The 18,621-nt window shown below is 66.0% G+C and carries 19 protein-coding genes; 16 read left to right on the plus strand and 3 right to left on the minus strand.

Features of this window, described 5'->3' with window-relative positions; all coding sequences use genetic code 11:
- The first annotated feature begins 139 nt into the window (after window positions 1-139).
- From ACQR03_RS21805 to ACQR03_RS21840, 8 genes are read left to right on the plus strand one after another with little or no spacing between them, the layout of a single operon-like run.
- Window positions 140-1,153: an ABC transporter permease gene (locus tag ACQR03_RS21805; protein WP_315751185.1), complete on the plus strand. Its 1,014-nt coding sequence runs from the start codon at window positions 140-142 to the stop codon at window positions 1,151-1,153.
- Complete coding sequence (locus tag ACQR03_RS21810; protein WP_315751187.1) at window positions 1,150-2,052, plus strand: ABC transporter permease; 903 nt, start codon at window positions 1,150-1,152, stop codon at window positions 2,050-2,052. The genes ACQR03_RS21805 and ACQR03_RS21810 overlap by 4 nt, the downstream gene beginning before the upstream one ends.
- 4 nt (window positions 2,053-2,056) lie before the next feature.
- The gene (locus tag ACQR03_RS21815; protein WP_315751188.1) at window positions 2,057-2,233 is read left to right on the plus strand and encodes a hypothetical protein; all 177 of its coding nucleotides are present in this window, start codon (window positions 2,057-2,059) and stop codon (window positions 2,231-2,233) included.
- A complete protein-coding gene (locus ACQR03_RS21820; protein WP_316165617.1) occupies window positions 2,230-4,044 on the plus strand; it encodes an ABC transporter ATP-binding protein in 1,815 nt (604 codons plus the stop codon). The genes ACQR03_RS21815 and ACQR03_RS21820 overlap by 4 nt, the downstream gene beginning before the upstream one ends.
- 26 nt (window positions 4,045-4,070) lie before the next feature.
- The gene (locus ACQR03_RS21825; RefSeq protein ID WP_434841870.1) at window positions 4,071-4,250 is read left to right on the plus strand and encodes a DUF4089 domain-containing protein; all 180 of its coding nucleotides are present in this window, start codon (window positions 4,071-4,073) and stop codon (window positions 4,248-4,250) included.
- Between the two features lie 10 nt (window positions 4,251-4,260).
- Entirely contained in the window at window positions 4,261-5,661 is a 1,401-nt protein-coding gene (locus ACQR03_RS21830) for an AtzE family amidohydrolase (RefSeq protein ID WP_434841871.1), read from the plus strand.
- A complete protein-coding gene (hpxZ, locus tag ACQR03_RS21835) occupies window positions 5,642-6,034 on the plus strand; it encodes an oxalurate catabolism protein HpxZ (RefSeq protein WP_315717110.1) in 393 nt (130 codons plus the stop codon). The genes ACQR03_RS21830 and hpxZ overlap by 20 nt, the downstream gene beginning before the upstream one ends.
- 2 nt (window positions 6,035-6,036) lie before the next feature.
- On the plus strand, window positions 6,037-6,768 hold the full coding sequence (locus tag ACQR03_RS21840) for a GntR family transcriptional regulator (protein ID WP_315717111.1): 732 nt from the start codon (window positions 6,037-6,039) through the stop codon (window positions 6,766-6,768).
- Between the two features lie 111 nt (window positions 6,769-6,879).
- On the opposite strand, the gene atzF is transcribed toward ACQR03_RS21840, so the two are convergent.
- From atzF to ACQR03_RS21855, 3 genes are all read right to left on the minus strand, one after another.
- The gene (atzF, locus tag ACQR03_RS21845) at window positions 6,880-8,667 is read right to left on the minus strand and encodes an allophanate hydrolase (protein WP_316173231.1); all 1,788 of its coding nucleotides are present in this window, start codon (window positions 8,665-8,667) and stop codon (window positions 6,880-6,882) included.
- Between the two features lie 246 nt (window positions 8,668-8,913).
- A complete protein-coding gene (locus ACQR03_RS21850) occupies window positions 8,914-9,453 on the minus strand; it encodes a DUF805 domain-containing protein (protein ID WP_410052678.1) in 540 nt (179 codons plus the stop codon).
- Between the two features lie 349 nt (window positions 9,454-9,802).
- Entirely contained in the window at window positions 9,803-10,309 is a 507-nt protein-coding gene (locus ACQR03_RS21855) for a MarR family winged helix-turn-helix transcriptional regulator (protein WP_315717116.1), read from the minus strand.
- Between the two features lie 77 nt (window positions 10,310-10,386).
- Between ACQR03_RS21855 and ACQR03_RS21860 the strand changes: the two genes are divergently transcribed.
- The 8 genes from ACQR03_RS21860 to ACQR03_RS21895 all read left to right on the plus strand — a co-directional run bounded on the left by ACQR03_RS21860 (window position 10,387) and on the right by ACQR03_RS21895 (window position 18,311).
- Entirely contained in the window at window positions 10,387-11,610 is a 1,224-nt protein-coding gene (locus tag ACQR03_RS21860) for a cytochrome P450 (protein ID WP_434841872.1), read from the plus strand.
- Window positions 11,611-11,618: 8 nt separating this feature from the next.
- On the plus strand, window positions 11,619-11,942 hold the full coding sequence (locus ACQR03_RS21865) for a 2Fe-2S iron-sulfur cluster-binding protein (protein ID WP_315717118.1): 324 nt from the start codon (window positions 11,619-11,621) through the stop codon (window positions 11,940-11,942).
- A gap of 70 nt (window positions 11,943-12,012) precedes the next feature.
- A complete protein-coding gene (locus ACQR03_RS21870; RefSeq protein WP_316173229.1) occupies window positions 12,013-13,233 on the plus strand; it encodes an ABC transporter substrate-binding protein in 1,221 nt (406 codons plus the stop codon).
- A gap of 418 nt (window positions 13,234-13,651) precedes the next feature.
- Complete coding sequence (locus ACQR03_RS21875) at window positions 13,652-14,821, plus strand: ABC transporter substrate-binding protein (protein WP_316173228.1); 1,170 nt, start codon at window positions 13,652-13,654, stop codon at window positions 14,819-14,821.
- Between the two features lie 144 nt (window positions 14,822-14,965).
- Window positions 14,966-15,883 (plus strand): branched-chain amino acid ABC transporter permease, encoded by a 918-nt coding sequence (locus ACQR03_RS21880; protein ID WP_316173227.1) that lies wholly within the window; start codon window positions 14,966-14,968, stop codon window positions 15,881-15,883.
- Window positions 15,880-16,827 (plus strand): branched-chain amino acid ABC transporter permease, encoded by a 948-nt coding sequence (locus ACQR03_RS21885; RefSeq protein ID WP_316165614.1) that lies wholly within the window; start codon window positions 15,880-15,882, stop codon window positions 16,825-16,827. Before ACQR03_RS21880 ends, ACQR03_RS21885 begins: the two co-directional genes overlap by 4 nt.
- Entirely contained in the window at window positions 16,820-17,590 is a 771-nt protein-coding gene (locus ACQR03_RS21890; RefSeq protein ID WP_315717123.1) for an ABC transporter ATP-binding protein, read from the plus strand. Before ACQR03_RS21885 ends, ACQR03_RS21890 begins: the two co-directional genes overlap by 8 nt.
- Window positions 17,591-17,606: 16 nt before the next feature.
- The gene (locus tag ACQR03_RS21895) at window positions 17,607-18,311 is read left to right on the plus strand and encodes an ABC transporter ATP-binding protein (RefSeq protein WP_316173636.1); all 705 of its coding nucleotides are present in this window, start codon (window positions 17,607-17,609) and stop codon (window positions 18,309-18,311) included.
- The last annotated feature ends 310 nt before the right edge of the window (window positions 18,312-18,621 follow it).

Here is an 18,621-nt window from a genome sequence, read left to right on the forward strand (position 1 = left end):
GGGGGAGGGGCAGGGAGGGGGGTAGCCACACCCACTGCCGTCTGGGTCCACCCCCCTCCCCAGCCCTCCCCCACAAAGGGGGAGGGAGCCGAGTGCGCAGCGCGGACAGATCTGGGCCAACTCGGGCAGGGGGCTGCTCATGCTGAGCCTCATCGCCAAGCGCCTCGCTTTCGCGATCCCGTCGCTGATCGGCGTCGTGATCGTCACCTTCCTGCTCACGCGCGCCTTGCCCGGCGATCCCGCGGCGTATTTTGCCGGCCCCGCCGCCACCAAGGAGGCGGTGGAGCAGATCCGCAAGAAGCTCGGCTTCGACAAGCCGCTGGTCGAGCAGTTCTTCCGCTACACCGTCGATCTCGCCCATGGCGATCTCGGCAGTTCGCTGACCACGGGCCAGCCGGTCGCCAGCGAGATTCGCAACCGACTGCCGGCCTCGGCCGAGCTGACCTTGCTCGGTCTGTTGGTATCCGTCGCGATCGCGCTGCCATTCGGCGTGCTCGCGGCGACGCGGCCGGGGTCGTGGATCGACCATACCTGCCGTATCGTCACGACCGCGGGCGTCTCGCTGCCGGTGTTCTTCACCGGGCTGGTGCTGGTGTATGTGTTCTACTTCCGGCTCGGCTGGTCACCGGCGCCGCTCGGCCGGCTCGACGTGTTTTATAGCGCGCCGGACCCCGTGACCGGCTTCTACCTCATCGATACGCTGATCGCGCGTGACGGCGAGGCGTTCCGCTCGGCGCTGAGCCAGTTGATCCTGCCCGCCGCGACGCTGGCGATCTTCTCGCTGGCTCCGATCGCGCGCATGACGCGGGCCTCGATGCTGTCGGTGCTGTCGTCGGAATTCGTCCGCACGGCGCGCGCCTCGGGCCTGTCGCCCGCGACGGTCACCGTGACCTATGCGTTCCGCAACGCCATGCTCCCGGTCATCACCACGCTATCGATGGTGTTCTCCTTCCTGCTCGGCGCCAACGTGCTGGTGGAGAAGGTGTTCGCCTGGCCCGGCATCGGCTCCTATGCGGTCGAGGCGCTGATCGCCTCCGACTTCGCGCCGGTGCAGGGCTTCGTGCTGACGATGGCCGTGATGTACGTCGTCCTGAACCTCGTCATCGACATTCTCTATGGCGTCATCGATCCCCGCGTGAGGCTGGAAGGATGAGCACTGTCGCGCCGACCATCGAGCCTGCCGCCGTTCCCTCGCGGACGTCGGGACTGACAGCCCTGATCGGCCACACGCGCTATGTCCTGGCCGAGAACAAGGTGACGGGCTTCGCCTTCGGCCTCCTGGTCGTGATCCTGTTTGCAGCCATCTTCGGCCCGTGGATCGTGCCCTATGATCCGCTGGCCAGCGACACCGCGTCCGCGCTGAAGCCGCCGTCGGCGGCGCATTGGTTCGGCACCGATCAGCTCGGCCGCGACATCTTCAGCCGCGTTGTGGTCGCGACCCGGCTCGACACCTTCATCGCGATCGCCTCGGTCGCGCTCGTGTTCTTCCTGGGCGGTCTCGCCGGCGTCGCCGCCGGCTTCTTCGGCGGCTGGATCGACCGCATCGTCGGCCGCATTGCCGACACGATCATGGCGTTCCCGCTGTTCGTGCTGGCGATGGGCATCGTCGCCGCGCTCGGCAACACCGTGCAGAACATCATCATCGCCACCGCGATCGTGAATTTCCCGCTCTATGCGCGCGTGGCACGCGCCGAGGCCAATGTCCGCCGCAACGCCGGCTTCGTGCAGGCGGCACGGCTGTCGGGCAACAGCGAGCTGCGCATCCTGCTCGGCCACATCCTGCCGAACATCATGCCGATCATGATCGTGCAGATGTCGCTGACCATGGGCTACGCCATCCTCAATGCCGCAGGCCTGTCGTTCATCGGCCTCGGCGTGCGGCCGCCGACGGCGGAATGGGGCATCATGGTTGCCGAGGGCGCCTCGTTCATGGTGTCGGGCGAATGGTGGATCGCGCTGTTCCCGGGTCTCGCGCTGATGATCGCGGTGTTCTGCTTCAACCTGCTCGGCGATGGCCTGCGCGACATCGTCGACCCGCAGCGCAGGACGTAAGGCGATGAGCGCACCACAAAACGACTCCGTCATTGCCGGGCTTGACCCGGCAATCCATCCCTTCAAGAACACCTTCGTCAGTGTGATGGATGCGCGGGCCTTCGCCGCGCCGAAGGGGCTTCGGCCCCGCAGGCGGGTCAAGCCCGCGCATGACGGTCGTAACAAGCGGAGCCACGGATGACCGCCCAGCCGCTGCTCGACGTTCGCGATCTCACGGTCGAATTCTCCACCCGCCGCGGTATCGTCAAGGCGGTGCAGCATGTCGACATCTCCGTCGCCAAGGGCGAGACGCTCGCGATCGTCGGCGAATCCGGCTCGGGCAAGTCGGTGACGTCCTATGCGGTGATGCGCATCCTCGACCGCGCCGGCCGCATCGCCGAGGGATCGGTGATGTTCTCCGGCGTGGACGTCAGGGCGGCCGAGGAAAGCGCGATGCGCGATCTGCGCGGCCGCGAGATCTCGATGATCTTCCAGAACCCGCGCGCGGCGCTCAATCCGATCCGGAAAGTGGGCCAGCAGATCGAGGATGTGCTGAAGCAGCACGTCCAGGCGGCCGCGACCGATCGCGCCGAGAAGGCGATCGCCGCGCTCGAGCAGGTCAAGATCGCGCGTCCGCGCGAGCGCTACCACGCCTATCCGTTCGAATTGTCCGGCGGCATGTGCCAGCGCGTCGTCATCGCGCTGGCGCTGGCCTGCAACCCGCAGCTCCTGATCGCCGACGAGCCGACCACCGGTCTCGACGTCACCACGCAGAAGGCGGTGATGGACCTCGTCGTCGAGCTGACCAAGAGCCGGGGCATGTCGACGATCCTGATCACGCATGATCTGGGTCTCGCCGCTGCCTATTGCGATCGCGTCGTGGTGATGGAGAAGGGCCGGGTGGTCGAGACCGCCAGGGCCGCCGACGTCTTCGCCAACCCGCAGCATCCCTATACACGCAAGCTGATGCGCGCGACGCCGCGCCTCGGCGTGTCCTTGCGCGATCTGCTGCCGGAGGAGGATGTGGCAGCCCCACCACACACAGCCTCCGTCATGGCCGGGCTTGACCCGGCCATCCATCCATCTTCGCAAGAGTCGCTCCAGGTGATGGACCCCCGGGTCAAGCCCGGGGGTGACGAGCGGAGTGCGGAGGGCGAGCGGAGTGCGAGCAGCGCCAAGCCGCTTCTCCTCGTCGACAAGCTGGTCAAGGAATATCCGCGCCAGGGCGCTTCGGCCACGTTGTCGAAACTGTTCGGACGGAGGCCGGCGGTCGAGCCGGAGATGTTCCGCGCCGTCGACGGCATCAGCTTCACGGTCGGTCATGGCGAGAGCGTTGGCCTAGTCGGCGAATCCGGCTGCGGCAAGTCGACGACGTCGATGATGGTGATGCGGCTGCTCGACCAGACCTCGGGGCGCATCAGCTTCGATGGCGAGGAGATCGGCAACATCCTGCCGCAGGCCTTTGCCCGGCTTCCGCTGCGCAGCCGCATCCAGATGGTGTTCCAGGATCCGACCGACAGCCTCAATCCGCGCTTCACCGCGGCGCGTGCCATCGCCGACCCGATCCTGCAGCTCGGCGACATCAAGGGCCGCGACGCGCTTCGTGCCCGCTGCGAGGAGCTCGCCACCATGGTCGGCCTGCCGCTCAATCTGCTCGATCGCTTTCCGCACCAATTGTCGGGCGGCCAGAAGGCGCGCGTCGGTATCGCGCGCGCCATCGCACTGCACCCGAAGCTCGTCATCCTCGACGAGCCCACCGCGGCGCTCGACGTCTCCGTGCAGGCGGTCGTGCTCAATCTGCTGCAGGACCTCAAGCGGCAGTTAGGTATGAGCTATCTGTTCGTCTCCCATGATTTGAATGTCGTGCGGCTGTTGTGCGATCGTGTGATCGTGATGCGGTCGGGTCGAATCGTCGAGGAAGGCACCTCCGAACGTGTGCTAGGTCATCCGCAGGATGACTATACGCGGGAGTTGCTGACGGCGATTCCGCACCCGCCATTGCCGGCGCATTGAGCGTGAAAGCTTGAGGAGAAAAGCTGATGGCGGAGCCATTGGACGATTACATCGACGCCGTCGGGCGTGCATTGGCTCTGCCGATCGAGGACACTTGGCGCCCGGCCATCCGCGCCAATCTCGAGGTCTCGCTGAAGATGGCGAAGCTGGTCGACGAATTCTCCCTGCCTGATGAAGCCGAGCCTGCCAGTGTCTTCACCGCTTAGTTCTCCCGAGATGACCGCGAGCGCCATCGCCGCCGCGGTCGCCGCCGGCAAGCTCTCGGCCGTCGACGCCACTGACGCCGCGCTGGCGCGGATTGCGGTCCGCGATGGTGTGCTCAACTCGTTCACGGACGTGACCGCCGAGCGGGCGCGTGCGAAGGCGCGTGCGGTGGATGCCGACATCGCGGCGGGCAAGCCCATCGGCCCGCTCGCCGGCGTGCCGTTGGCGGTGAAGAACCTGTTCGACGTCGCGGGGCTGCCGACCCGCGCCGGCTCCAAGATCAACCGTGATCGAGCGCCCGCGACGCGCGACGCGACGCTGATCGAGCGCATGGAGGCGGCCGGCGCCGTCCTCGTCGGTGCGCTCAACATGGGCGAATACGCCTACGACTTCACCGGCGAAAACGTGCACGACGGCCCGTCGCGCAATCCGCATGATCCGACGCGGATGAGCGGCGGCTCGTCGGGCGGCTCGGGCAGCGCCGTCGGCGGCGGCCTGGTGCCGATCGCGCTGGGCTCCGACACCAACGGCTCGATCCGTGTGCCGTCGTCGTTCTGCGGCATCTTCGGCCTCAAGCCGACCTATGGCCGGCTGTCGCGGGCGCGCTCGTTTCCGTTCGTCATGAGCCTGGATCATCTCGGTCCGTTCGCACGCTCGGTCGAGGATCTCGCGCTTGCCTACGACGTGATGCAGGGGCCCGATGCCGACGATGCCGCGTGCACCACGCGTGCGCCGGAGCCGGTCTCAGCTTCGCTGTCGCAAGGGCTCGATGGCCTGCGCATCGCCATTGCCGGCGGCCACTTTCAGAAGAACCTGTTTCCGGAGGCCGCCGAGGCGGTCAGCCGCGTGGCGACCGCGCTCAAGGCGACCGACGTCGTCGAGGTGCCCGAAGCCGCGCGTGCTCGCGCCGCGGCCTATGTCATCAGCACGACCGAAGGCGCCTCGCTGCATCTCGACCGCTTGCGCAAGCAGCCGCAGGATTTCGATCCGGCGGTGCGCGATCGGCTGATTGCGGGGGCGATGATTCCGGCACCGATGGTCGACCGCGCGCAGAAGTTTCGCCGCTGGTACCGCGCTCGGGTGCTCGAGCTGTTCAAGTCCGTCGACGTGCTGATCGCCCCCGCCACGCCCTGCGTTGCACCCAAGCTCGGGCAGGCGACCTTCGTGCTCGACGGCGTCGAGCTGCCGGTGCGTGCCAATATCGGCATTCATACCCAGCCGATCTCGTTCATTGGGCTTCCCGTCGTCGCCGTTCCGATTCCGCTCGCGCCGATGCCCATCGGCGTGCAGATCATCGCGGCGCCCTGGTGCGAACATGTCGCATTGCGTGTGGCCCACGCCTTGCAACAGCTTGGCGTCGCCGCTGCGCCGGCCCCGCGAGGAGTTCTGGAGAATGGAAGTCGATCTGCCTGACGTCGTCGCGGAAGTCACCGCGCAGTTCCAGCGCTACGAACAGGCGCTGGTCGGCAACGACGTTGCCGTGCTCGACGAGCTGTTCAAGCAGGACTCCCGTACGCTGCGCTACGGCATCGGCGAGAACCTCTATGGCTACGGCGAGATCGCTGCATTTCGCGCCGCGCGCTCGCCGGCTGGACTGATGCGGCGGACCGCGCGCACCGTGATCACCACTTACGGCCGTGACGCCGCGGTCGCCTCGACGCTGTTCTATCGCGACACCGCGCCCGGCAAGGTCGGACGCCAGATGCAGACCTGGGTCCGGTTTCCTGAAGGCTGGAGAATCGTTGCTGCCCATGTCAGCATCATCGATGAAGCAAAGGGCGGCTGAGGATGAGCCTGGACGATCTACCGCCGCGAACGCGCCAGCGGTCCGCCCGCGACTCGGAGATCAAGCGCATCGACCGCGCGCCGCCTGCCGTCGCGAAAATCACGCGCGCCGAGGAGCTGCGCCTGCAGCTGGCCGACGAGATCGTGCGCGGCGCGCTGGCGCCGGGCGCGCCGCTGGACGAGACCGAGATCGCCAAGCGCTTCAACGTCTCGCGCACGCCGGTGCGCGAAGCGCTGCGTCAATTGGCGACTTCCGGGCTGATCGAGGCGCGTGCACATCGCGGCGCCGTGGTGGCGCGACCGTCGGCCGACCGTCTCACCGGCATGTTCGAGGCGATGGCCGAGCTCGAGGGCCTGTGCGCCGGTCTCGCGGCGCAGCGCATGACGCCGGTCGAGCGGCAGCGGCTGGAAGCCATCCACGAGGAGCTGCGCAATCTCAGCCACGCCGGCAACCCCGAGCGCTTCCACGAGGTGAACGAGCGCTTCCACAACGCGATCTATGCCGGCGCGCACAATGCCTACATCGCCGAGATCACCTTGGCGACGCGGGTGCGCGTGCAGCCGTTCCGCCGCGCCCAGTTCCGCAATCTCGGCCGCCTCGCCAAGTCGCATGCCGAGCACGACCGCGTCGTCGTGGCCATCCTGCGCGGCGACAAGGCCGGCGCGGCGAGTGCCATGAAGGCGCACATCGAGCTGGTGCGCGGCGAATACGAGATCTACGCGGTGTCGGTATAGCTAAGCTCGCCGTCTGCCGGGTTGCCGTCATTGCCCGCGCAGCAATCCAGAGGCCTGACCGCAGCTCTGGGATTGCTTCGCTGCGCTCGCAGTGACGAAGTCGCGAGGCGATCAGCTTTTCTGCGCCATATACGCGCGCCAGCCGCCGAACTCCGAGATGTCGCGCGCGCCGTCGAGGGCGGCAGGCTCGACAAGGAAGCCCTTGGCGCTGCGGCCGTTGGCGAGCCGGATGGTGCCGATCGACAATGGCGGCGGGATGAGGTTGACGAATTTGCCGAAGCTCGCGGCCGACAGCGCCCAGAGCTCGACGGCCATTGCCGTGCCCTGGCCGTCGTCGATCCGCAGCATGCCGGGCTTGGGCGGCGTGGTCGACAGCGCGTAGAGCTTGTAGTCAGGCGCGGTGGTCGTCGCCTCGAGCAGACGTCCGCCGAGGCTCGTCAGCTCGTGATTCAATGCCATCCCTGAGAGATGCGCGCCGACGACGACGACGGCGATCTCGTCGCCATGCAGTGCCGGCGACACGGGAGCGAGCGGCGGCAGCGGGACCGGCTTGGCGCCGACCGGCAGCGCCGTGTCGGCATGGAAGGCGCGCCCGAGACTGGCGAGCGCCGCATCGCGTCCGGCCGGCGCGAGCAGCGTGATGCCGAACGGGACGCCGTCGCTGCGCATCGCAGCCGGCACCGCAAGCCCGCAGAGATCGAGCAGGTTGACGAAGTTGGTGTAGGTGCCGAGCCGGCTGTTGAGCTCGATCGGATTGGCAAGAACATCCGCGGTGGTGTAGGCGGTCGGCGCCGTCGGCAGCACCAGCGCGTCGATATCGGCGAAGGTACGCTCGGCCACCTTGCGCAGCGCCTGCAGACGATAAAGCGCGGCAAAGGTGTCGGCCGCGCTGCCGCGCGCGCCGCCGATGGTGATCTCGCGCGTCACGGGGTGGATCGCATCGGGATCGGAGGCGAGCAGATCGCGGATCACGAGATAGCGCTCGGCGACCCAGGGGCCTTCATAGAGCAGCCGCGCGGTCTCGTAGAACGGCTCGAGGTCGAACGCGACGAGCTCGGCGCCAAGCTTGACGAAGCGCGCGGCGGCAGCGCTATAGGCGGCGTCCGCCGCCTTGTCGCCGAAGAAGATCAACTGCCCGGGGCGGGGAATGCCGAGCTTCACGCCCTCGGGAAATGCCGTCACGGCCCCAAGCGGCCGGTCGCGCGAGAACGGATCGAGCGGATCCGGCGCCGCCAGCACCGAGAGCGCCGCGACGGCGTCGTCGACCGTCAGCGAGAACACCGAAATGCAGTCGAGCGTGCGGCAGGCCGGCACCAGGCCGGAGGTCGAGATCATGCCGAGGCTCGGCTTCAGGCCGACGATGTTGTTGAGCATTGCCGGCACGCGGCCGGAGCCCGCAGTATCCGTCCCGAGTGCGAGCGGCACGAGACCCGCGGAGACGGCGACCGCCGAGCCCGAGCTCGATCCGCCCGGAACGAGATCGGCGCGCACCGGATTTTTCGGAATGCCATAGGGCGAGCGCACGCCAACGAGGCCGGTGGCGAACTGGTCGAGATTGGTCTTGCCGATGATGATCGCGCCGGCCGCGCGCAGCCGCGCCACCGCGGTGGAATCGCGAGATGGCGTGTAGGCGAAGGCGGGGCAGGCGGCGGTGGTCGGCAGGCCCGCCACGTCGATATTGTCTTTCACCGCGACGGGCACGCCGTAGAGCGGCAGCGATCTGTCCCGGTCGGCGAGGGTTTCGGCCTCCGCGAGCGCGTCCTTCTCGCCGCGCAGGCTGATGAAGATGGCGGGGTCGTTGTGCGCGCGGATCCGGGCGTAGCAGCGCGCGATCGTGTCGCTTGGCGTTGTCAGGCCGGCGCGATGGGCGGCGACGATCTCGGCAATGGTCTCGGTCACGCGGCGCTCCGCGTCTCGTCCGAGCCCAAACTCTGGCCTGCCATTTCCTTGCGCTCCGCTTCGCCAATCCGGCTGCGAACGTAGCAAGCCATGTGCCATTGTGTACACGGCGAGGATGCGAGCCTGATAGAGAAAAATCTTGAGAGTCAGTGGGTTGCCGTGCCGTCCGAGAGGCCGTCGGGCGGTCGGATGTGGTTGCCGAAGGCGATTCGCCTAATTTGTGAGCAGGTCGGGCGCCGCAGCCGCCTAGTACCCGCGCCGATCGGCATCCCCGCCCGTGATGCGCGCAAGTCGTGCCTCGGTGGCCGAGCCGGCGCCACGGGCTGTCCGGAACGACGCAGACGTCGGGCGGCTCACCGTGGCTCCCGACGACGGCGCGTCGTCAGCCCCGCTGGGGAAGAACAGCAGCGCAACGCTGAGGCCGAGATTGACCAGGGCGCCCACCCACGTGCCGTGGTGCGATGATGTCGCCGCGTATTCGGGAAATCGGCCGGCGATCACGTAGTCCAGCACCATGACGGCGATCCAGGCCGGGATCACACAGACCGGGTCCCAGCCGATGTCGCGAAAGCGCATCGCCTGCAGCATCAGGTTCGCCACCAGGCACAGGCCGATCAGCACCACGATCGGCAGGCTCACCGTCAGCTCCGACGTCTGCGGGGCGAGGGCGGCAAGACCGACGGCCACAACCACGATCAGGACCACCGAAACCAGCGCAAGACCGAGCGAGGCGAGAAAATATTGCAGACGGCCGAGACGCGCATTGAAACCGAAAATGAACCCCAACATCCGCCTCTCCCCGCAGGCCGCGCCGCAATCGGGAGCGCAGCCGACACGGCATATCAGGGCGAAATTGCCGCGCGCCTTCGCCGATAGTTAGAATTTGAAGGATCGAGTGCGACGGCGCTTTCGCGCTGCGGGACCTCATGCGGTCGAAAATATATCGTTGCTAAAGCAACTAATCTGTGGAACGATCGACCCGATCAGCAATGGAGGCGCGGGATGATCCGCGTCTCGAAGAAGGGACGGGAACGTCATGCGCAGCCTGCTCGCCGCAGGCGCGGCCGCTTGCGCGCGCGCCAACAGATTGCCGCAGCGGACGGGTCAGCCGTTCGGCGGCTCCTGCCGGAGCGGCTCAGCTCGCGCCCGTGACGGCGTCGAGATTGTCGTGGATTCGGCGCAGCAGGGTGATCAGGACTTCCCGCTCATCCTTGTCGAGACAGGCAAGCAGGCGCCGCTCGCGTTCCAGCGCGGCGACGATGACCTTGTCGTGCGTCGCGCGGCCCTTGGCCGTCAGCGAAATCGAATGGCTGCGGCCGTCCTCCGGGTCGTTGCGGATCGCGATCAGGCCGCGACTCTTCATCAGCGCCAGGGTGCGGCTGACCGGCCCCTTGTCGAAGCCGATCACGCTGCAGATGCGCGAGGCCGGGATGCCCGGCTCGATCGCCAGCAGCGACATGATCCGCCATTCGGTGACGTTGACGCCGAAATTGCGCTGATAGAACGCGGTGGCGCTGTTCGACAGCTTGTTGGCGATGAAGGTGATGAAGGCCGGCACATAGCGGTCGAGATCGAGCGTGAGGCCGTGCCCCTCAGCTTCGCGCGGCTGCGCCTTGCGCGGCGTCCCGGATTTCTCGCTCATGATCCCCAGCGTCCATGCATCGCCACTCATACGGATACGAAAAGCCGCATGACAAGGCCAAACTTCGGGAGCTCCGCATGAACCCAACAGGTCTTTCCCCCGCTGCCGGCGTGGCGCCGGTCATCCCGCACCTCGCCATCGACCCGTTCTCGTATGAATTCTTCGACGATCCCTATCCAGCGCATCAGGAGATGCGCGAGGCCGGCCCCGTCATCCATCTGGACGCGTGGAACGTCTACGGCGTCGCCCGCTACGCCGAGGTCTATGCCGTCCTCAACGATCCCCAGACGTTCTGCTCCAGCCGCGGCGTGGGCTTGAGCGACTTCGCCAAGGAGAAGCCGTGGCGGCCGCCGAGCCTGATCCTTGAGGCGGATCCGCCGGCGCATACGCGCACCCGCGCCGTGCTGAGCAAGGTGCTGTCGCCCGCCGTCATGAAGCGGCTGCGCGACGGCTTCATGGTGGCGGCCGAGGCCAAGATCGACGAGCTTGTAGGCCGGGGCTCGTTCGATGCCATCCCCGATCTCGCCGAGGCCTATCCGCTGTCGGTGTTTCCCGATGCGCTCGGGCTGAAGCCGGAGGGGCGCGAGCATCTCATTCCCTATGCGAGCCTGGTGTTCAACGCGTTCGGTCCGCCGAATGAGCTGCGCCAGCAGGCGATCGAGCGCTCGGCGCCGCACCAGGCCTATGTCACGGAGCAGTGCCAGCGCGACAATCTCACGCCCGGCGGCTTCGGTTCCTGCATCCACGCCTTCAGCGACAGCGGCGAGATCACGCTGGCCGAGGCGCCGTTGCTGGTGCGCTCGCTGCTGTCGGCCGGCCTCGACACCACCGTCTACGGCATCGGCGCCGCGGTGTATTGCCTGGCGCGCTTCCCCGATCAATGGGCGCGGCTGCGCGCCGATCCGTCGCTGGCGCGCAACGCGTTCGAGGAGGCCGTGCGGTTCGAAAGCCCGGTGCAGACCTTCTTCCGAACCACCACGCGTGACGTCGAACTCGGCGGCGTCACGATTCCCGAGGGCGAGAAGGTGCTGATGTTCTTAGGTAGCGCCAATCGCGACCCGCGCCGCTGGGAGCAGCCGGACAGCTACGACATCACCCGAAAAGTATCCGGCCATGTCGGCTTCGGCTCGGGCATCCACATGTGCGTCGGCCAGCTCGTCGCGCGGCTCGAAGGCGAGGCGGTGCTGACGGCGCTCGCCCGCAAGGTCGGGAGCGTCACGATGAGCGGCGAGCCGAAGCGCCGCTACAACAACACGCTGCGCGGGCTGGAGAGCCTGCCGGTCACCTTTACTCCAGCCTGAGCTGTACCATGACCACGATCACCTTCATCCATCCCGACAACCGCAGCGAAAGCGTGGAGGCCGAGGACGGCGCCAGCGTCATGCTGGCGGCGCTGACCCACGGCATCGACGGTATCGTCGCCGAATGCGGCGGCAACGCCGTCTGCGCCACCTGCCACGTCTATGTCGACGACGCCTGGACCGGGAAGCTCGATCCCGTGTCCGACGATGAGGATGCGCTGCTGGACGGCACCGCAGCCGAACGGCGGCCGAACAGCCGGCTGTCCTGCCAGATCAAGGTGCAGCCGGCGCTGGCCGGACTGGTGGTGCGCATTCCGGATCGGCAGAGCTGATTTCGCAACTGGAGACGACCTCCAGCCGCAACGACAACAATCAAACAAGCAACACACGGGGAAGGACATCATGAAGCAGCTGAATTCGTGCGCGCTGGCGCTGGTCGCAATAGTCTGCCTTGCAGGCGCGGCGCGGGCCGGCGAGATCTCGGACAATGTCGTACGCGTCGGCGTGCTCAACGACATCTCCGGCATCTTCCAGGACACCAACGGCATGGGCTCGGTCGAGGCCGCGCGCATGGCGGCGGAGGATTTCAACGGCGGCGGTAAAGGCATCAAGGTCGAGATCGTCTATGCCGATCACCAGAACAAGGCCGATGTCGGCTCGGCGATCACGCGCAAATGGCTCGATGTCGACAAGGTCGATGCCGTCGTCGACGTGCCCAACTCGGCCGTGGGCCTCACCGTCAACGAGCTCTTGCGCAACAGCCGGATGACGTTCCTGGCGTCGTCGACCGCGAGCTCCGATCTCACCGGCAAGGCCTGCTCGCCGAACACCATCCAGTGGGTCAACGACGCCTGGGCGACCGGCAACACCACGGCGGCTGCGATGATGGGCCGCGGCGGCAAGGACTGGTACTTCATCACGGTCAACTATGCGCTCGGCCAGGGCATCGAGGCGGAGGCCACCAACTACATCGAGAAGCACGGCGGCAAGGTGCTGGGCTCGGCGAAGCATCCGCTCGGCACGACGGACTTCGCCTCGTTCCTGCTTCAGGCGCAGGGCTCGAAGGCCAAGGTGATCGGCCTGGCGAATGCCGGCGGCGACACCATCAATGCGGTCAAGCAGGCGTCCGAGTTCGGCATCCAGCAGGGCGGCCAGTCGCTGGTCGCGTTCCTGCTGTTCATCAACGACATCCATGGCATGGGCCTGAAGGCGGCGCAGGGCCTGCAACTGCTCGAGGCCTTCTACTGGGACATGGACGACGACACCCGCGCCTTCGCCAAGCGCTTCGCAGCGCGCCCCGGCATGAACGGCAAGATGCCGAGCGGCAACCAGGCGGGCGTCTATGCCTCGACGCTTGCCTATCTCAACGCGGTCGCTGCCACCGGCAGCGATGATGCCAAGGACGTCGTGCCGCAGATGAAGACGGTGAAGGGCAAGGACAAGCTATTCGGCGATGTGACGATCCGGGCCGACGGCCGCGTCGTGCACCCGATGTATCTGTTCGAGGTGAAGAAGCCGGAGGAGTCGAAATATCCGTACGACTACTATCGTCTGGTCTCGACGATTCCAGCCGAGCAGGCGTTCCGCCCGATCGCCGATGGCAGGTGTGCGCTGGTGAAGTGATGCGTTCGTGGGGTAGCGAGCAAGTGATATCCACGAGTGACATCTAGAAGTAGATGCCGCGAGAGCCGCTGCTCTTCAGTTGCTCCGTCATGCCCGGGCTTGTCCCGGGCATCCACGTCGAGCGGCGACTATCGAGCCGCGTGGATGGCCGGGACAGGCCCGGCCATGACGGCGCGGGGAAGGCGACTTCCTCTCATGACCTTCTTCCCGACCCTGCCGTCTGCTGTGCCGCAGTATCCTTAACACGCACTATAGTTCTTGCCTTTGCCCGTTTCCGGGAATTATGGTGCATGGATCGATGGCGCGCAGGATCAGCACCGCGCGACGAATGCTGCGGCGGAACGCCGCCGCTGGTCGTGCTGCTGCGTGGCGGCGACAAAACAACGATAAGAACGATTTGTTTGAGGGGAGGGAGACCATGAAGAGCTTTTGGCTGGCGAGCGCCGCGGCGCTGCTGTTTTCGAGCGCCGCCTTTGCCGGCGACACCATCAAGATCGGCTTCGTCTCGACGTTCAGCGGCCCGACCGCCGTGATCGGCAACGACATGCGCAACTCGTTCGAGCTCGCGCTCGACCATCTCGGCCGCAAGATCGACGGCAAGCCGGTCGAGGTGATCTACGAGGACGACCAGCAGAAGCCTGACGTCGGCAAGCAGAAAACCGAGAAGCTGGTGCAGTCCGACAAGGTCGATTTCATCGTCGGCTACATCTGGTCGAACGTGCTGCTGGCCTCGCTCAAGACCGCGGTGGATTCCCAGACCTTCCTGATCTCAGCCAATGCCGGCCCGTCGCAGCTCGCCGGCGAATTGTGCTCGCCCTACGTGTTCTCGACCTCCTGGCAGAACGACCAGACGCCCGCCGCGATGGGCCTCTACATGAACCAGAAGGGCGTCAAGTCGGTGTTCCTGATCGGGCCGAACTATGCGGCCGGCAAGGACATGCTGGCCGGCGTGAAGAGCACCTTCAAGGGCCAGGTCGTCGGCGAGGAATACACGGTGTGGCCGAGCCAGCTCGACTTCTCCGCCGAGCTCTCCAAGGCGCGCGCCTCGGGCGCCGAATCCATCTTCGTGTTCTATCCCGGCGCTGCCGGCGTGCAATTCCTCAATCAATATTCGCAGGCCGGCCTCAAGGAGAAGATGCCGCTCTACACCGCCTTCACCGTCGACGAATTGTCGCTGCCGCTGCAGAAGGACAATGCGATCGGCGTGCCCGGCGCCCAGGAATGGGTCAACGACCTGCCCAACGAGCAGAACAAGAAGTTCGTCGCCGACTACCGCAAGAAATACACCGGCCTGCGTCCGACCTATTACGGCGCCCAGGCCTACGATGCGGCCCAGCTGATCAACAGCGCCGTGGTTGCGGTCAAGGGCGACACGTCCAAGAAGGACGCGATGAAGGCCGAGATGGAGAAGGCCAACTTCAAGTCGCTGCGCGGCTCCTTCAAGTTCGGCAACAATCACATCCCGATCCAGAACTTCTACCTGCAGGACGTGGTCAAGGACACCGAGGGCCAGCTCTCGCTGAAGACGGTCGCCACCATCGTCGAGAACGACCAGGACCGCTTCCACGACAAGTGCCCGATGAAGTGAGCGAAAAGAATTCCGAGCCAGGGACGAAACAGGCCTGGAATTTGCTTGAAGCTTAAAACATCTCCGGCCTAAGATCGGGACGGACATGGCGGCAGCGCCTGGAACGGGTTCTGCCGCCGTCTTTTTGAGCGTGAAGTGAGGGGCATGCTTCTCGTCGTCGAACAATTCCTGAACGGGCTGCAGTTCGGACTGCTGCTGTTCCTGCTGGCCGCCGGCCTGACGCTGGTTTTCGGCATCATGGACTTCGTGAACCTGGCCCACGGCTCGCTCTACATGATGGGCGCCTATTTCGCGGCGACCTTCGTAGCCTGGACCGGCAGCTTCGTGCTCGGCGCCGTCATGGCACTGGGAGCCACGCTTCTGCTCGGCATCGTGCTCGAATTCACGGCACTGCGCCATCTCTATGGGCGCGACCATCTCGACCACGTGCTCGCGACGTTCGGTCTGATCCTGTTCTTCAACGAGGCGGTCCGGCTGATCTGGGGCCCGGCGGGACTGGCGCTGCCGCTGCCGTCCTGGCTCGCCTTCCCGGTCATGATCCTGCCCGGCATCCAATATCCCGCCTATCGCCTCGCGATTATCGTCGTGGCGCTGCTGGTGGCGCTGCTGCTCTATCTCGGCGTGATGCGGACGCGAATCGGCATGCTGATCCGGGCCGGCGCCTCCAACCGCGAGATGATCGGTGCGCTCGGAATCAACATCAAGCTGCTCTATACGCTGGTGTTCGGCCTCGGCGCCGCGCTCGCTGGCCTGGCCGGGCTGATGCAGGCGCCGATCCTCACGGTGCAGATCGGCATGGGCGAGAACATCCTGATCCTCGCCTTCGTCGTCATCGTGATCGGCGGCATCGGTTCGATCCGCGGCGCCTTTATCGCGGCGATCATGATCGGCCTGATCGATACCATGGGCCGCGCCTTCCTGCCCAATCTGCTGCGCCAGGTGCTGAACTCGGCAGCAGCTTCCACTGCGGCGCCGGCGATGTCGTCGATGCTGATCTACCTCCTGATGGCGATCGTGCTGGTGGCGCGGCCTGAAGGTCTGTTTCCGGCCAACCGCAGATGAAATCCTCGCTCAACGTTTCGACCATCGTGGCCATCATCGTCGTGGCCGGCCTGGTGCTGCTGCCGGTCTATTCGAACCTCTCCGGCAACGTCTTCATCCTCACGCTGTTCACCCGCATCGTGATCCTGGCGCTGGCGGCCGTCAGCCTCAACCTGATCATGGGCTACGGCGGCATGATGAGCTTCGGCCATGCCGCCTATCTCGGCATCGGCGGCTACGCCGTCGGCATCCTGGCGCAGGAGGGCATCGGCTCCGGCTATGCCCAGTTCGCGGTCGCCATCGCGGTTTCGGCGCTCTATGCGCTGGTCATAGGCGCGCTCTCCTTGCGTACCCGCGGCGTCTATTTCATCATGATCACGCTGGCCTTTGCGCAAATGGCCTACTACGTCGCGTCCGGCCTCGCCCGTTACGGCGGGGATGACGGGCTCACCGTCTACAAGCGCAGCGATTTCGGCGGCCTGATCAATCTCGGCAACCGCGTGCAGTTCTATTATCTCTGCCTGTTCTGCCTGCTTGCCGTCGTGGTCCTGATCTGGCGGATCGTCAATTCGCGCTTCGGCCTCGTGCTGCAGGGCCTGCGCTCCAACGAGCAGCGCATGCAGGCGATCGGCTTCCCGTCGAAGCGCTACAAGCTGGCGTGCTTCGTCATCGCCGGCATGCTCTGTGGCCTGTCCGGCGCGCTGCTTGCCAACAACACCGATTTCGTCAGCCCTGCCGTGATGTACTGGACCCGCTCCGGCGACCTCATGGTGATGGTCATCCTCGGCGGCATGGGCACCCTGATGGGGCCGGTCGTCGGCTCGGTCGTGTTCCTGGTGCTGGAAGAGGTGCTGTCGCAGATCACCGAATATTGGGCGCTGATCATGGGGCCGCTGCTGCTCCTGATCGTGCTGTTCGGCCGCGGCGGCATCATGGGCATGCTCGGGAGGTTGAACCGTGGCTGAACCTCTGCTTCGCGTCGACAATCTCGTGCGCCGGTTCGGCGGCATCGTCGCGACTGATCACGTCTGTCTCGACGTTGCCAAGGGCGAGATCCACGCCATCATCGGGCCGAACGGCGCCGGCAAGACCACGCTGATCAGCCAGCTCACCGGCCACCTGGCGCCGCATGCGGGTCGCATTTTCCTAGGGGGGCGCGACATCTCGCATTTCCCCGCCTATAAGCGCAGCGCGCTGGGGCTGGCGCGTTCGTTCCAGATCACCTCGTTGCTGACCGACTTCACCGCGGCCGACAATGTCGCGCTTGCGGCGCAAGCCCATGACGGCAAGCACTCGTTCCGTTTCTTCGCCGCCGCGCGCAAGGACAAGCCGCTGCGTGCCGCCGCGCAGGCCGCGCTGGAGCGCGTCGGTCTCGGCCATCGCGCCGACGTGCTGGTGTCGAAGCTCAGCCATGGCGAGCAGCGCGAGCTGGAGCTCGCCGTCGCGCTCGCGACCAAGCCGCAGCTCCTGCTGCTCGACGAGCCGATGGCCGGCCTGGGGGTGACCGAGTCACAGCGCATGGTGAAGCTGCTGAACGAGCTGCGCAAGGAAGTGTCGATCGTGCTGGTCGAGCATGACATGGAGGCGGTGTTCGCGCTCGCCGACCGCATCTCGGTCCTCGTCTATGGCCGCATCATCGCCTCGGGCAGACCGGACGAGATCCGGCAGAACGAGGAGGTCAAGCGCGCCTATCTCGGCGATCAGCATGTGGTGGTCGGCCATGGTTGATCTGGGGACAAGCGCCATGCTGCTCGAGGTCGACGGCATCGAGACCTGTTACGGCCTGAGCCAGGTCTTGTTCGGCCTGTCGTTGGCGATCCGTCCCGGCGAGATGGTCTCGCTGATGGGCCGCAACGGCATGGGCAAGACCACCACGATCCGCTCGATCATGGGTCTGACCCAGGCGCGCGCCGGCCTGATCCGCTTCAGCGGTCAGGAGACACGAAAGCTGCCGTCCTACAGGATTGCTCAGCTCGGCATCGGCCTGGTGCCGGAGGGACGGCAGATCTTTCCGAATCTGACCGTCACCGAGAATCTCGTGGCGGCCTCGGCCAACCGGCTCGGCGCGTCCGATCCTTGGACGCTCAACAAGATCCACGCCTTGTTTCCGCGGCTCGCCGAACGCGGCAGCAACATGGGCAACCAGCTCTCCGGCGGTGAGCAGCAGATGCTGGCGATCGGCCGGGCGCTGATGACCAACCCGAAACTCCTCATTCTCGACGAGGCGACCGAGGGTCTGGCGCCGTTGATCCGAGAGGAGATCTGGAACTGCCTGTCGCTGCTGAAATCGCGCGGGCAGTCGATCCTGGTGATCGACAAGAATGTCGAGCATCTGACCCGCATCTGCGACCGCCACTACATCATCGAGCGTGGCCGCACCGTGTGGCATGGCACGTCGGAGCAACTGATGGCCGAGCCGGAGCTGCAGCACCGCTATCTGGGTATCTAGGGCGGCGCACTGCCGCCATCACGACCTGCAAGCGGATTGACTCAAATCAAGATTGCGTCGGGCGTTGGGGCGTAGATTTTGACCGCTGCCCCGGCATGCGCTGATTTTTCGCATTGAGGCGCGGCTTGGACGGGATTAATTTTCCAGGGTAGTAGTTTGTTTTTCCTTTTATCAGAGGTTGAACAAATGCGTGCACCTCGTATCCGAATCGAATCACCACAGAAGGCCGTGGCCGGCTTGCGCGGCTTCTGGTCTGGTCATTCCGACCTTGAGACGGGGCTGTGTCTCGCCTTCATGCTGATCGTCGGAG

Origin of the sequence: Bradyrhizobium sp. HKCCYLS3070, assembly GCF_051167575.1 — a bacterium.
Taxonomy (GTDB): Bacteria; Pseudomonadota; Alphaproteobacteria; order Rhizobiales; family Xanthobacteraceae; genus Bradyrhizobium.